Below are 14,269 nucleotides of genomic sequence, written 5' to 3' on the forward strand. Positions count from 1 at the left end.
AGTGCTGAGAAATACAGGGGAACTTTACAGACTCAACCAGAATGCTGCCAAAGACAGAATAACGGAGGAGCCAACTATTTCCACAGATCAGGTTGTACTTTTTCAGGAAGTTATTTGCGTCGTTCGGAATGAAGCTGCACCGAGTTGAAGCATCCCTGCTTGAAGTCATGCAGTCTTGGTAGAGGGCTTGAGAGGAGCTGAGAGGTAAACAAGATCCTCTGTAAGGGTGTAGCATTCGGCAGGTCAATCCTAGAGAGCCGGGATTCCTTGCCCGAATGTCTATGACCCCTACGTATTCTTGAGCTCAAGGTTGGACTTCTTAAACGTTCCTTAAACGAGTGGATCTATATAGGTATCGCCAAATTAAGTTGCATTTTGGGGAAGAGAAGTTGTTTTTCTGAATCTCAGAATTGCGGGCTGAAGAACCTGCGTAGGCTGGGTTGAAGAATGAAACCCAAGGTTCCAGGGATGTTGGGTTTTGCAAAACTCTACCCAACCTACAAATTTCTGAATCTAATTTGAGGAGCGATCGCTCAATCAGTCACGATTTACGGTAGATTAAGCCAGCAGTACGAACATTGAGACAGGCATCTTAGACGTTGAGACGTGTATCTTAACAGGTCTGCAAGTCCTAATTTGCTACGTTTCTAAACCAGAAACAACTGATCCCCACTTGATGGACGAACATAGATAAACGAATGAAATCTTGGCTCAGAAGTTTCAAATTCAGTTAGTTCTAACCAAGCTTAAAGATCTATGCAAGTTTTTGTGTTACTTTACAACGCCGGAACAGAAAACGAAGGCATCCACACGCTAAAGATTGGCGATCGCAATGTCGTTCTCATGTTTGAGACGGAGGACGATGCCACCCGCTACGCCATGATGCTAGAGGCGCAGGACTTTGGCAGTCCCGATGTGGAAGGTCTAGAGGCTGAAGAAGTCGAAGAGTTTTGCCAGAGCGCCGGGTACGAATCTAAACTGGTGCCCGACGGCTCGCTCGCCGTTCCCCCCGAAACCAATGTAGACAGCCCCGACTGGCGACCTGAGGCGGACCCTCCCGAATTCTCTGAGCCGGGAACGAGCGCCTCTGAGAAGCCAGAATTCTCCAATTCTGAACTAGACCGAATTCGCCGTCAGCTAGAAGGACTGCTGTAGTTCATGCAGGAATCTGTGCCGGACATTGAACCGACCCACGAGCGGGGGCACTTGCTGACCGAGCAAAGCAACCCTAATAGCCAAAATCTTGACCAGCTTAGCAGCCTGGAGCTAGTCGATCTGTTTAACCGGGAAGATGCCCAGGTGATTGAGGCGATCGCCGCTGCCCGTGAACCCCTGGCGGCTGCCATCGACCACACCGCTGAAGCATTACGTCAGGGTGGAAGGCTGTTTTACATCGGTGCAGGCACCAGCGGTCGACTGGGCGTGTTGGATGCCGCAGAGTGCCCTCCTACTTTTTGCACCCCGCCAGAGCTAGTGCAGGGGATTATTGCAGGTGGTGCAGGGGCACTCGTTCGCAGTTCCGAAGGGCTAGAGGATCTTGCAGAAGATGGCGCAGCGGCGATCGCCCATCACCAAATTCACGACCTGGATGTCGTTGTCGGCATCACCGCTGGCGGCACCACCCCTTACGTGCATGGCGCACTGCAAGCCGCCCGTCAGCGCGGAGCCACCACCATCTTCATCGCCTGTGTGCCCGCTGAGCAGGTCAGCGCTGGGGTAGACATCGACATTCGCCTGCTGGTCGGCGCTGAAATTTTGGCTGGCTCCACTCGACTCAAAGCTGGAACTGTCACCAAACTCGCCCTCAATACCCTCTCAACCGGAGTTATGGTGAAGCTGGGCAAAGTCTACGGCAATCGCATGGTTGATGTCGCTGTCACCAATCGCAAGCTGCACGACCGAGCGATGCGAATGATCCAAGACCTGACCGGTTTGAACCGCGAAGCCGCCGCCGTCCTGCTAGAGAAGAGCGATCGCCGCGTCAAGCTAGCCCTACTGATGCATTGGGCAGGGGTGAGTGCGGAAGAGGGCGATCGGCTGTTGGCAGACCATCAGGGGAACTTGCGTCAGGCATTGCAGAGTAAGGCGGTCTAGGTCACGCCTTCTTTAACGGGATTCTGGAGGTTCAGGAAACAACGTAGGGGCGCAGCATTCGGCAGATAACCTTTGCGATCGCCCCAAATTTTTGCCCGAATGCTACGCCCTTCTAGAAAATCCTGCTCCTGAGTAGTTTTGTATAGCTCCTGAATCATTCCGCACTGCTCCTGAGTAGTTTTGCACTGCTCCTGAGTAGTTTTGCACTGCTCCTGAGTAGTTTTGCATTGCTCCTGAATCATTCCGCACTGCTCCTGAGTAGTTTTGTATAGCTCCTGAGTAGTTTTGTATAGCTCCTGAATCATTCCGCACTGCTCCTGAATGATTTTGCACTGCTCCTGAATCAATGCCCGTCGATAGCGGGTGATGCAACGTACAGACTAAACCTTCCGCGCGGAATGGCAAAGACTTAACAACCCTGTAATACAACGTGAGTTCGGGTTAAGCTAAACGCTGCAAGGTTTGGTATAAAAGGCTTTAGGCAAAGGGTATTGCTGTAGGCTCTTCTCAATAAGGTTGTTTATTGAGAAAAATTGCATCTGTGGACCTTGCTGACAATAGCTTGATTCACTGCAACGAAATGAGGTACGAAAAATCAGGGGTTCTGACGATTTCTTATCCCGAACTCACGTTAATACAGAATCGACTTCGTAACGAGGCATTGTCCTTGTGTACGGGCGAAGCGTTCGGCAGGGAAATTGTGATCGAGCTGCAAGCTCTGTGTCCAAACGCTTCGCCCCTACCTCCGATCGCCCCAGTAAAACTAGCTTGAGGAGCGATCGCGCAACACCAGCACCATAAAAACAATTCCAGTCAAAGCAACAGAAACCGCTAGAGCAGTTAGCAGAGAGAGCGACGGTAAGGCATCCATAGGGGCGATAGGGGCGATCGTTCTTCTAGGTACAGCACTTGCATTCTAAAGCCCAAGTCCTCAAACTCACTTGTGGCATTGCTGAACGTAGATATCACTCACCAAGTATTCATTCCAACTGTAGGGGCGTTTCGCGAAACGCCCCTACAAGATCCATGCATCAAATCAGCAATGCCTGCTCGTCCTACCTTTAAGCTCGTAGCATCTGCGCCTCAATCGCCTCCCATACTGCCGTAGATACCCGAACGGCAGACTGCCTGCACTCCACCAGGAGAAGATTAGCATTCAGGTAGGTGGTGAGTGTCTCTACCTCTGCTTCGGACAAATTGACTAGCTCTGGATTGAGATGTAGAGCATCGAACCAGAGCTTCTGAATGTCTTTAGCCAAGTTAAGGGCTTCTTCTCCGGACAGCTTTCGGTTTGAGAACCGCGCTCTCAAAACCTCTAATTTAGCGACTAAGCTTTTAAAGTTCACATTCTTGAAGATTTTGGCGAGGTTGAGGGCGCGGGCGAGGTCGAGGTCGAGGGTACGGTCGAGGTTGAGGTCGAGGTTGAGGTCGCGGTCGAGGTTGAGGTCGTGGTCAAGGTCGAGGGCGAGGGCGCGGTCGAGGTTGAGGGCGAGGGCGAAGGCGCGGTCGAGGTTGAGGGCGCGGGCGAGTCCGAGGGCGCGGGCGCGGGCGCGGGCGCGGGCGCGAGTGAAATAAATTGCAGCAGCACGTTTAGCAACAGGGTCATAATTTCCTTCTGAACCAGTTGTTATCCAGTCAGCCCAACGCAGTAACTCTTGCAGCTTCGGGGTGAGGTAAGTTTGAGCCTGTTGCTGCATTTTCACCAGTAAGTCATCTGCTTTTTTCAATCCAGCTAGCAGCAGAAATACTTCTCGCCAGCGCTCATCACTCAAATAATCGACCACCAGTTGTTCAACCTGGCGATGGTCTTCCACAATATGTTGAGCCGTCAAAAACTCCTGAAGTGTCAGATGCGAAAACGAGTAAATTCCCTCTGCTCGCTCTACCAGCACCCCATGCTGAACCTCAATTGACCTGAGTACCGCTGCCCCATCAATAAACTTCTCATCCGGCAACATGTCCTTGAGCGATCGCTCAATCTGCTCCACCACTTCCCGCTTCGAGAGAAACAAACGGTCTTCCTTAAACGCTTCGTAAGCGATCTCCGACAGCATCAACTCCTTGCGCTTAGTGTCTAACCCTTTGTAAAAACTGTCTCGCGGCAGTTCCTTCTCAGCCGCCCATTCCTCTAGCAGCACCCGCAGCGCTCGTTCATAGAGAGTGGCGCGATTCGTTGGAAACTGTCCTGCCCGTTGATACAGCAGACAGGCTAGAGTCAGCAGCAGCGGCGTATGTGTTAGCTCCTTTGCGGCGGCATACTCAGCACTGGTTAACTTCTCCCAGCATTCCTGCCCTAGCTTTGGCTGACTGTGAAACCAGTTGGCGATAAAAGCTTGAATCTGGTCATCATCAAAGTCTGCGATCGCCACATCTGTAAACCGCCGAAAGTTGTGACGATAAGCTGCAACCCGACACGACGCAATGAAACGGTTTTTGTCATGAAGGTCTACAAAGTCCTGAATCTTGGTAATCGCATCGCTCATGCGATCGGTGGGCACTTCATCCAGCCCATCTAGCAAAATCAGCAGTCTGCCCTGCTCTAGCATCGTGTTGGTAAACCGCTCATGGTCGGGGAAGCCGCAGGTGGCGAACTCGTGGGCGATCGCACTCTGAATATCGATCTCCCCAGCCCGAAACAGCTTCAGTTCCACAAAGACAGGCAGACAAGCATGATGAAATCCTTCTTTCCGCCTTCCCTTCAGGGCTTCCAGCCCCATTTTTCTCAGGAAAGTTGATTTCCCCATTCCTGGCCCACCCAGCACCATCAGGTATTGCTTCTGATTCGCGATGGTTAACCCTGGCTGCTTCGACGGCTCCCTGACCCCAAACTGTCGCCGCTTGCTTTCCCGATACGCCTGCTCTAAACCTTCAATTGATTCATATCCGCGCAGCGTCGCGTTATCCAAACACTGCACCGCCACATAAACCGACCCCAGCGGAATTGGCTCCCGCATTCCCAGCACCTTCAAGATGCCGTGTCGCTCAGTGTAGCTGCGAACATATTGCTGCGAGGCTCTAAAAATTAACTGCTTGACAGGTTTATCGATCGGGATGTTTGCCATTTCCCATCCCGCTTTGATCACCAGTCCTGTCAGACCTTTGGCAGCTTCCAGCAAGAAGGGTTCAAGTCCTGTCATGAAGGCACCTGTGGAGTAAGCAACCAGCCATTTTTAGGCACAGCTTAGCAAATAGAGAATTTGTAGGTTGGGTGAAGCAAAGCGGAACCCAACACAACCTTTGCACTTGTTGGGTTTCGTTCCTCTACCCAACCTACACTGCTACACGACCCATGTAAAAACGGCTGTGAGGGAAGAAGGGGGAATTTGTAGTAAAACCGTAGATTGGGTGGAGCAGAGCGTAACCCAACACCTTAAGCTTGCTGTAACAGTAGGATGCGTCTAATCCCCACCCCTGTTGCCCCAAAATCTCAAGTTTTGTAAACCGTTTACTGCAAAACAACCCTCAGCATTCAGCCTCTAATCCCAACCGAAAGCTTTGTTAACACAGTGGTTACAGCAATCTTCCACTGCTGACCAAGATCGCTTATCCTAGCTCCATCCGTTGAACTACGGTGGGTGGCTTGCTAGGTTTAGGGTAAGGCAAGCGTGACATCTCCATTGGCTTGTCCTGCTTTGGCTCTGTCTTATAGAACAGAGAAAATTTAACGATGGTCACTGTTTTAATTCTGTTAATTGCTTTAGGGGTATTGGGTTGGGGCTTCTACCGAGCTAGGCCGTTTGGCAAGCTGGGTATTTTGGCGTGGCTTCAGTCCGTAGTGCTGATGGCTCCCTGGCTGGTGTTTTTTGGTCTGTTTGCAGCAGGAATTTACCTGAATTTGGCGGGTGTGCTGCTGCTGCTTGTGGTTTCTATTGGGCTGTACATTTTTCTAGGAGGTCGGTTGAGGGAAGCGGGGCAAGATCTCGCTGCCTTAAAAAACTTTTCTGCCGTTACAGATGCCCCACCCTCCAGTGAGGCAGATCCGGCTACGACAGGGGCTAACCCCGATAATCAAGCTGATGCTGCACCTGTAGAGAAAAAGGCAGAACCCGTTGCCGCTGTGCGTGAAGATGCTATGGCGATTCCGGCGGATGACCTCAAAGCCATTCAGGGGATCTTTGGTTCGGATACGTTCTTTGCGACCGAGACGATCCCTTATCAGAATGGAGCGATCTTTAAGGGCAATCTGCGTGGTGAAGTGGAGTCGAGCTATAGTCACCTGTCAGCAGTTTTGAAGGAAAGAGTGGGCGATCGCTACCGTCTATTCTTTGTCGAAGGCCCTGACGGCAAGCCAGTCGTCGTCATCCTGCCCAGCACTAACGATCCCAAGCCAACTACTCTAGTGCAGTGGAACATTGCATTGATTCTGCTATTAGCAACGATCGCCACCAGTTTAGAAACGGCTGGTTTGCTGCTGGGCTTTGACCTGTCAATGGAGCTAGGTCGAGTTCGAGAAGTTTTACCGATTGCCAGCGGCATTCTCATAGTCCTGGCAGTTAACGAAATTGGGCGGCGAATCAGCGCTCGTTACCATCAGGCACGAATCAGCCCTCCCTATTTCATCCCCACCTGGCAAATTGGCTCCTTTGGAGCGCTCACCCGATTTGAGTCAAACTTGCCAAACCGCAGCGTGCTATTTGACATAGCCTTTGTCGGACCGGCCGCCGCTGGAATAATTTCGCTCGGTATGCTAATCATCGGGTTATTATTATCCCATCAGGGGAGTCAGTTCCAAATTCCAGCAGAGTTTTTTCAAGGTTCGATTTTAGTTGGGACGCTGGCACGGGTTGTGTTAGGATCTGCTCTTCAACAGCCCCTGGTAGACATTCATCCACTCACTGTGATCGGCTGGCTAGGGTTAGTCATCACAGCTATCAACCTGATGCCTGCTGGACAGTTGGACGGTGGAAGGATTGTTCTTTCTATCTATGGTCGTAAAGTTGCCAGACGCACTACAATCGCGACTTTGATTGTACTGGGTTTGGCATCTTTGGTTAATCCGTTAGCGCTCTATTGGGCGGTTGTACTTCTATTTCTACAACGCGACCTGGAGCGTCCCAGTCTCAATGAACTTTCTGAGCCAGATGATGCGAGGGCAGCTTTAGGATTACTAGTTCTGTTTTTAATGGCAGCGACTTTACTCCCTATCACCCCCAGTCTGGCGGGTCGTCTCGGAATTGGAGGTTAGGAATGGCAGCGATTCCTCCTGTTATGCTGGTCTTGGATATTAGTACGCTTTCGTCGGCTACTCCACGGGAGTGGATAGAGTTTTCGCGGGTAGGGACTTGTTGTATTCCTCAAGTAATTTATGAGGAAATGCGACTTTTGTTTGATCGCTCTCCTGATCCTGATCTAGAGAGAATTTCACGGGAATTTAACCGCTTTTATCCCCATAGCGGCTGGAAGATTACAGATGTAGTGGGGCATCACGCGGCACTCAAAACGAATACGTCCCATGCTTTAACAAAACGGGCCAGGGTGTCTCTGGCCGTTGCAAAGTGTGCGTATGGGCTGGCGCAAGAGTTTCCGCAAAATCTGATTGTGCTGGTTGCAAGCGATCGCGAGTTGCAGCAAAAAGTCTATGACATGCAGGTTGATAATCTTTGTGCCATTCCTGGCTCAGGGCTGATCCAGTGGAGCCGTAGCGGACAGCGACCGATCGCCGTCATTCAAAAAATCCAGCAGCTACGGGCAAAGGTGGGTACCAAGACAGCTGTTGGCTCCACTAAACCTGTTACTAGCTCCAAAACTGCCACAACTGGAATTAAAAAGACTTCCATTCCAGCAGCTTCGCCTACCCACAACACCAGCATCACGCCCAAAAGAGCTCTAATGCGCCCCTCTTTAGGGATCTCAGGTCTGGTGTCTCAACTGATTGCGATCGGGTTTACCCTGGGAGCACTGGCAGTTGTCGCTTGGATTGTTTGGACACTATTTTTAGGCAAAGAATTTAACCCACAGCAGATTATTCCTTCCTCCAATTCCTCAGAGCAAACTACAGGAACATTCAGCTAGAAGTAGCGATTGTCTTGGGAGTCAAGAGGAAAGCAGGAAAAAGTTCTAATCTGTAGACGTTCATGGCAAGATGACGGGTTTAGCGACCCGTTATCTTGTCGTAAGTTGGTGATGCAGCGGGCTGAGCCGGAGATGGCCAGGTTTTGTTGTCTCGGATCATGGCATTTGTAGAGCGAAGGAATAAGTGCCAAAACTGAAGGAAGGAAGGTCATAACCGCTCTTCGGCTCAAAATTTTGCAGGATAAGGTCTTAAGGTTTTTTAAGCCATCAATTTTTAGAGAAAACCTAACCGAAGGATGATGTGTCATTTTGTCAGAGCAGTGCTGCCCTCAACGCCGCGTTCGCCTATCGTTCATAAAGTAATCCTATGAGTAGAAATTCTATTGAGAGCAGATTGCTTTGTTAGGGAGAGCGATCGCTAGTTGAATCTAGTTGAGCAGACTCCAGTAGAGCCGACTTGACAGGGAGTAGCGACCGCGCCCAAAGGAGCCATTCATTTCGTCGCCCAGCAAATTCAGTTAAAATCAGTTCCAGATTGGCAATCTGTCGCGGGTGAGCTGGAGCTGTGAGTTTTGCTGCTTCAGTTCGCCCAATTGTTTAGAACAGGCGATGGGACGGAGCAACATAAATCAGCAATTGCCCCAGTTCATTCATCCCCTTGTCGATCGCTTGCAGTCGGTTGACAGGATTGCGGCGTTTAGCGCGAAGCGCAACTGCGAAGCAACCACTCCGAAAAGTTCAAGGGCAAGGTGAACGTTCAGGCTAACACCATAAGAATCTGATAAAGCGTTGTAAGAACCTGAAAGAAGTTGAGTATTGGAACTCATTACACTATCAGGTAAATAGGACGTAGAAGCGACTTCAGAACCACTGTAGCTGCCTTTTCCACAATTCTTGTTAAAGATTCTGGAGTACATTTATCATGCTCTTTAGAGCGATTTTCGCTGTGATAACCGTAGCACTGATTATTGCAACTTCATCCATTTCCTCAGGAAGTGCTACAGGTGAAACTGCAAAAACTCAAGTACCCGGCGTTTACTCATTTAGGTTAGGAGAATTCACGATTACAGCACTGAGCGATGGTACAGTATCGCAAGATCTCAATCAGGTGCTAACAAACGCAAACTCGGCAGAGGTTGAGCAGCTCCTCCATCGCAACTTCCTGACAAACCCTGTTGAAGCCTCAATTAATACGTTTCTAATTGATACCGGAGATAAGCAGGTATTGATAGATACAGGGGTTGGACAATTGTTTGGCGGGCAAGGTGGCAAACTGCAACTGTCGCTAGAGGCAGCAGGCTACACACCCGATGAGATCGACATGATTCTTCTGACTCATATTCATTCCGATCACAGTGGCGGTTTGGTCGAAAACGGGCAACTCATGTTTCCAACTGCCACTGTTTATGTGGGCAAGCCTGATGTTGATTTATGGCTCGATCCCGTGAATGCAGAGCGATCGCATCTCGATCGCAGATATTTTGATGAAGCCGTCACAACGGTAAAACCCTACCTTGATGCAGGCAAGCTGGAAATGTTTTCTGGCGAGACAACTATCTTACCGGGCATCACTGCGTTGCCAACCCCCGGACACACCCCCGGACACAGCTTTTATGTCGTGGAAAGTAGGGGCGAGAGCATTGAGTTTTGTGGCGATATTCTTCATTTCGGTTCGATCCAATTTCCAAATCCTGAAATTACTGTTGCCTACGATGTCGATGCTAATGCCGCAGCAGAGCAACGAGCTAGACAGTTTAGCCGTTTAGCAGAATCACGCCGTCTAGTCGCTACGGCACATTTGCCCTTTCCAGGCGTGGGGCACATCCGCGCAGAAGATCAGGGTTATGCCTGGGTGCCTATGGATTATCGCTGGCGCGATTAACGCCTTTGATTACAGAAATTACTGTTCCTCCGCAACCAGGGATCTATACCTTACGTTCTAACACCGTGAGAATTGCCGCACGCGATCGCGCCACTGTTATCAAGCCTTCTCTAGCGGAGGGGCACTGACTGCCTCTATTAGCCCTGATTCTAATGGGGGCGATCGCTATTTAGTTAATGACAAAGTCTGATTTTTCAGTAGTCTGAGCCAGAGACTCTGTTCGAAGATACCGAATCGCTACCCATCTCGTTGCGCGGCACTCATATCATTGGGAACATAGGAAAAACCGTCTGTATACTTTGACAGTGATGGTGCCTAATGAAGAGTTTGCTGAGCTGATTTACAGCGGTACCCCAACAGGACTGGATGCGGAAGATTTAGCGGTGTTGCAGGGAAAAGCTTTACCTGTTTCAGGTTAACTGGATGACTTAGGAGGAAAATGATGCAAGCCATAAATCATCGCTTCATCGAGACAAATGGCATCAAAATGCATATTGCTGAACAAGGTCGAGGCGATCTTGTCATCCTGTGTCACGGGTTTCCGGAGTGCTGGTACACTTAGCGGCATCAAATTGGTGCAATTGCAGAAGCTGGATTTCACGTTGTTGCGCCAGATCTGCGGGGTTACGGACAAACCGATCAACCAAAGTCTGTTGAGGCATACAACATTCTTCAGCTTACGAGCGATATCGTTGGGCTTGTTCATGCACTGGATCACGAACAAGCGATGATTGTCGGGCATGATCAAGGTGCCCCTTTGGCTTGGCATTGTGCATTATTGCGCCCAGATTTGTTCAAGGCGATCGCCCTGTTGAGTGTTCCTTATCGTGCCAGAACCTGGGACAGTAGCCCTCCGACAGAAATACTAAAACGGATGGCGGGTGAACAACAGCTCTATGTGTTGTATTTTCAGGAACTGGGCAAAGTAGAGGCGGAACTAGAAGATAACGTTCGTCGATCGCTTCGCAGGATGCTCTATTCCGCTTCTGGGAATGCACCTGCTGAAAAACGGTGGCGGTTTCTATTCGACAAATCAGAAACATCTTTGGACAGTATGGCTGAACCGGAGCAGCTACCAAGCTGGTTGAGTGAGCAGGACCTTGATTTTCTCACCCAAGAGTTTGAGCGAACCGGATTTCGAGGTGGGCTGGCTCGCTATCGCAACCTGGATAGAGATTGGGAACTCACGTCCTTTCTGAGTGGCGCAAAGCTGCAACAACCTGCTTTGTTTATTGGGGGAGAGTTTGATGCAGCCGTGATGATGAATCAAGATCTGATCAACCAGCTAGAAACAACAATGCCGAACTTGAGAAAACAGGTATTGCTGCCCAATGCGGGACATTGGATTCAGCAAGAACGACCGACAGAGGTCAATCAATTGCTCATTAAATTTCTGGTTCACTCTGCATCTTGAGAAAGCACATTAGCCATGACTCATTACAGATTCACTTTCTCATTTACACGATCGCCATAACAATTCATTTGTGTAGCCTGATGAAAGCATTTATCGGCAAAGTAGTTCTTGTTACCGGCGGCATCTCTGGTATTGGACGCGCCACTGCTCTTGCCTTTGCTCAAGAAGGAGCCAGCGTTGTTGGACGACGAGAAGGTGAGGGCGCAGAATCCATTGCGCTAATTGAGCAAGCGGGTGGTAAAGGACTTTTCGTCCAAGCGGATGTCTCAATCGAAGCTGATGTTGGCGCAATGGTAGCAAAAAACCTGGAATCGTTCGGCAGGTCAGACATTGGCTTCAACAACGCGGGTGTTTTTCCCGAATCTGCTCCCATGACAGAAGTCACACTCAAATCTGGCGGCGGTGCGATCGTTAACACAGCTTCTTTTCTGGGGATTCGTCCTTATTCTAGGTTGAGCGTTGATGGCGGAATCACTGTCTAGTACTTTTTAAGCAATTTATTGGAATGATATCGAAACAGATTCGCTAACACTATAAAAATCGACAAATCACTGTAAGAATCTGAAAGAAGTAGAGCGTTGAAACTCATTACACTTCAGGGAGATAGCACCTGATCTACGATAGTTAGACACTGTTTCTCGTCTTCAACCATCTACTTTATGTCAAATCAACCTGTACCAGAAATTGAGCTGCTGCACGCAGCTTACGCCGCCTTCAACGCGCGAGACATCGATGCTGCCCTTGCCCTTATGACTCCCGACGTGGCTTGGCCGAGAGCGTTCAAGGGTGGATTTGTTCGTGGATCGGAGGAAGTCCGCGCTTATTGGACGGAGCAATGGAGCGAGATCGACCCGCATGTGGAGCCGACGATCTTCCAACCGGAGGATGCCGGACGTATTGTAGTTGAGGTGCATCAGATTGTACGCGACTTGGCTGGAACGATCCTTGCCGATGAGCATGTGGGACATCGTTTCACCATTGAGCATGGACTGATTCAAAGCATGGAGATCTGTTCGCTTCCGTAGTTCACGATCGATTATATCCAAACTCACCTCGATTGAGATTTGTCACTGGCTGAGGTTGCAGGCGTAATCAATATTAGCCCCACTTATTTCGCAAGTTTATTCAAACAGGCAATGGGAATTTCGCCCCATCAGTACGTGATTCAGCAGCGAGTAGAGAAGGCGAAATTGATGTTGAAGAGAACAAATTTGGCGATCGCAGACATTGCCTTACAAGTCGGCTTTTCCAGCCAAAACCACTTAACACAACAGTTTAAGCGAATCACTGGAATGACACCCAAGCAAGTTCGCTAACACGATGCTAACACCATAAAAATCTAATAAACCGTTGTAAGAATCTGAAAGAAACCGAGCATTAGAACTGGTTACACTCCAGATCAGTAGAAAAAGAACTTAGACACAATGAGAAAACAACTTGTTAATCCACCACAACTCTATGATGGAAAACCACATGGAATGTCCCATGCTGTTGTTGATACCGCATCGGGTATCGTTTACATTTCTGGTCAGGTTGACTGGGACGCGGACTACCAAGTTTCATGCCATACCGTCGAGGGGCAACTCTCAAACGTGCTCAATAACCTAACGGTCGTCCTGGACGCAGCAGGAAGCTCTGTCGAGAATTTGCTTAGCCTTCGCATCTATATTCGGGGTGAGCTTGGAAACCTTATGGGAACTATCGCACCCATCGTCGCGCAATTTCTGGCAGAATCACGCCCCGCTGTTACTGGTATCGGTGTTTCCTCACTTGCCTCTCCAGAGATGTTGGTTGAGATTGAGGCAACAGCAGCACTTCAATAACCAATGTTCAACTGTTCATAGCTGTTGAGCTGATGTGTGTACTCAACCTGTCAAGGGAGATATTCTGATCGTTGATAATGCGTTAGATAGTCTTCGATTGCTCTCTGCCATGCTGATGAGCAAGGATATGAAGTGCGTTGCGTTAATAACGGGTCAACAGCATTGATCGGCGTTCAAGGATTGGTTCCCGATTTGATTTTTCTCGATATTCAAATGCCCGGAATAAATGGTTATGAAGTTACCTATTTTCATCTCGTCTCGGATGGCATTGCAAGTTCACAAACGATGGCAACCGCAGAGCGCAAGATGAGTATGATTCATATCCAGTTAAACCAGGTTTTCGGGACACATATTCTTGATAATTATCCCTTCTACAATACGCTCACGATCGTGGCAATTCAACGATTTCAAACTGAACACAATTTTGTCGTTGATGGCATTGCCAGTTTACCGATCCGGCAGCAGTTGTATCTCTTAGCTTACCTCAATACAACTCCTGAGCAGCTGGAGACAATACCGGTTTAAGGGATACTAGATTACAAACTGTTCTAGCGATCAAGCAGAGACGGACTCCTCATTCATGAGTTTAAACACTGAAACACGACAAATCCTAAAACAAGACTTACTGGATCGGACAACCACTTTAGGACAACAGGCGCTGCTGCCAACCGAAAAAAGTGAACTGGATGCGATCGTGCAGCAGCTAGAAACTCTGAATCCCACACCGTTACCCCTCGCTCCTGAGAATCGATCGCTGCTTCTGGGCGATTGGAAACTGCTCTATGCCTCTAACGGCACAGTGGTCACTCGCAGACTAATGGGTGGCATCACTATTAATGCAATTTGGCAGACGTTGAGCGCAGCGGGTGAAGCAACACTCTCTGCTACCAATGGCGCAGAGTTGGAATTGCTGCTATGGCGTTGCTGAAACCGTAATGGTTAAGTAGGTAGAGGAATAGCTCGATACTTCAAATAGTGAAGCAGCAAACGGAGTGAACATTTCAACATCTCAAGGGATTTGGAGTAGCACAAGGTTTTACGGTG

At 49.4% G+C, this 14,269-nt stretch carries 16 protein-coding genes and 2 pseudogenes; 13 read left to right on the forward strand and 5 right to left on the reverse strand.

All coding sequences use genetic code 11. The features are described from left to right. Positions 1 to 756: 756 nt before the first annotated feature. Positions 757 to 1,155, forward strand: coding sequence for a DUF3110 domain-containing protein (locus H6F88_RS20110; protein ID WP_190644504.1), 399 nt, complete (start codon positions 757 to 759; stop codon positions 1,153 to 1,155). A gap of 3 nt (positions 1,156 to 1,158) precedes the next feature. Further along, a complete protein-coding gene (gene murQ, locus H6F88_RS20115) occupies positions 1,159 to 2,094 on the forward strand; it encodes an N-acetylmuramic acid 6-phosphate etherase (protein WP_190644505.1) in 936 nt (311 codons plus the stop codon). On the opposite strand, the gene H6F88_RS20120 is transcribed toward murQ, so the two are convergent. The 3 genes from H6F88_RS20120 to H6F88_RS34110 all read right to left on the reverse strand — a co-directional run bounded on the left by H6F88_RS20120 (position 2,091) and on the right by H6F88_RS34110 (position 5,769). Next, positions 2,091 to 2,399, reverse strand: a complete 309-nt coding sequence (locus tag H6F88_RS20120) for a hypothetical protein (protein WP_190644506.1) — start codon at positions 2,397 to 2,399, stop codon at positions 2,091 to 2,093. The genes murQ and H6F88_RS20120 overlap by 4 nt on opposite strands. A gap of 756 nt (positions 2,400 to 3,155) precedes the next feature. Then, positions 3,156 to 5,231 carry an NACHT domain-containing protein gene (locus H6F88_RS20125; RefSeq protein ID WP_190644507.1) on the reverse strand — a complete coding sequence of 692 codons (2,076 nt, stop codon included), beginning with the start codon at positions 5,229 to 5,231 and terminating at the stop codon, positions 3,156 to 3,158. Between the two features lie 406 nt (positions 5,232 to 5,637). After that, a complete protein-coding gene (locus H6F88_RS34110) occupies positions 5,638 to 5,769 on the reverse strand; it encodes a hypothetical protein (protein WP_277881925.1) in 132 nt (43 codons plus the stop codon). Here H6F88_RS34110 and H6F88_RS20130 point away from each other — a divergent pair. From H6F88_RS20130 to H6F88_RS20145, 4 genes and pseudogenes are all read left to right on the forward strand, one after another. Beyond that, positions 5,762 to 7,279, forward strand: a complete 1,518-nt coding sequence (locus H6F88_RS20130; protein WP_190644508.1) for a site-2 protease family protein — start codon at positions 5,762 to 5,764, stop codon at positions 7,277 to 7,279. The two genes, H6F88_RS34110 and H6F88_RS20130, sit on opposite strands and share 8 nt — an antisense overlap. Positions 7,280 to 7,281: 2 nt before the next feature. Then, positions 7,282 to 8,106: a PIN domain-containing protein gene (locus H6F88_RS20135; protein ID WP_190644509.1), complete on the forward strand. Its 825-nt coding sequence runs from the start codon at positions 7,282 to 7,284 to the stop codon at positions 8,104 to 8,106. Between the two features lie 946 nt (positions 8,107 to 9,052). Beyond that, positions 9,053 to 9,988 carry an MBL fold metallo-hydrolase gene (locus tag H6F88_RS20140; protein WP_199333709.1) on the forward strand — a complete coding sequence of 312 codons (936 nt, stop codon included), beginning with the start codon at positions 9,053 to 9,055 and terminating at the stop codon, positions 9,986 to 9,988. 284 nt (positions 9,989 to 10,272) lie between these two features. Then, positions 10,273 to 10,407, forward strand: a pseudogene (locus H6F88_RS20145) (cupin domain-containing protein); the annotation flags it as partial. A 102-nt stretch (positions 10,408 to 10,509) separates the two neighbouring features. Here the strand turns inward: H6F88_RS20145 and H6F88_RS32765 are convergent. Then, on the reverse strand, positions 10,510 to 10,650 hold the full coding sequence (locus H6F88_RS32765; protein ID WP_199333710.1) for a hypothetical protein: 141 nt from the start codon (positions 10,648 to 10,650) through the stop codon (positions 10,510 to 10,512). Here H6F88_RS32765 and H6F88_RS20150 point away from each other — a divergent pair. From H6F88_RS20150 to H6F88_RS20180, 7 genes are all read left to right on the forward strand, one after another. After that, entirely contained in the window at positions 10,605 to 11,402 is a 798-nt protein-coding gene (locus H6F88_RS20150; RefSeq protein ID WP_199333720.1) for an alpha/beta hydrolase, read from the forward strand. The two genes, H6F88_RS32765 and H6F88_RS20150, sit on opposite strands and share 46 nt — an antisense overlap. Further along, complete coding sequence (locus H6F88_RS20155) at positions 11,399 to 11,884, forward strand: SDR family NAD(P)-dependent oxidoreductase (RefSeq protein ID WP_199333711.1); 486 nt, start codon at positions 11,399 to 11,401, stop codon at positions 11,882 to 11,884. Before H6F88_RS20150 ends, H6F88_RS20155 begins: the two co-directional genes overlap by 4 nt. 177 nt (positions 11,885 to 12,061) lie before the next feature. Continuing rightward, positions 12,062 to 12,427, forward strand: coding sequence for a nuclear transport factor 2 family protein (locus H6F88_RS20160; RefSeq protein WP_190644511.1), 366 nt, complete (start codon positions 12,062 to 12,064; stop codon positions 12,425 to 12,427). A 39-nt stretch (positions 12,428 to 12,466) separates the two neighbouring features. After that, positions 12,467 to 12,718, forward strand: coding sequence for a helix-turn-helix transcriptional regulator (locus H6F88_RS20165; protein ID WP_242050619.1), 252 nt, complete (start codon positions 12,467 to 12,469; stop codon positions 12,716 to 12,718). A 108-nt stretch (positions 12,719 to 12,826) separates the two neighbouring features. Continuing rightward, positions 12,827 to 13,225, forward strand: coding sequence for a RidA family protein (locus H6F88_RS20170; RefSeq protein WP_190644512.1), 399 nt, complete (start codon positions 12,827 to 12,829; stop codon positions 13,223 to 13,225). 162 nt (positions 13,226 to 13,387) lie between these two features. Further along, a complete protein-coding gene (locus H6F88_RS20175; protein WP_242050620.1) occupies positions 13,388 to 13,750 on the forward strand; it encodes a hypothetical protein in 363 nt (120 codons plus the stop codon). Positions 13,751 to 13,805: 55 nt separating this feature from the next. Continuing rightward, entirely contained in the window at positions 13,806 to 14,153 is a 348-nt protein-coding gene (locus H6F88_RS20180; RefSeq protein WP_190644513.1) for a PAP/fibrillin family protein, read from the forward strand. 11 nt (positions 14,154 to 14,164) lie between these two features. Here H6F88_RS20180 and H6F88_RS20185 read toward each other — a convergent pair. After that, positions 14,165 to 14,269, reverse strand: a pseudogene (locus H6F88_RS20185) (IS1 family transposase); the annotation flags it as partial.

The sequence above is a fragment of the Oculatella sp. FACHB-28 genome, assembly GCF_014696015.1.
GTDB lineage: Bacteria > Cyanobacteriota > Cyanobacteriia > Elainellales > Elainellaceae > JAAUTN01.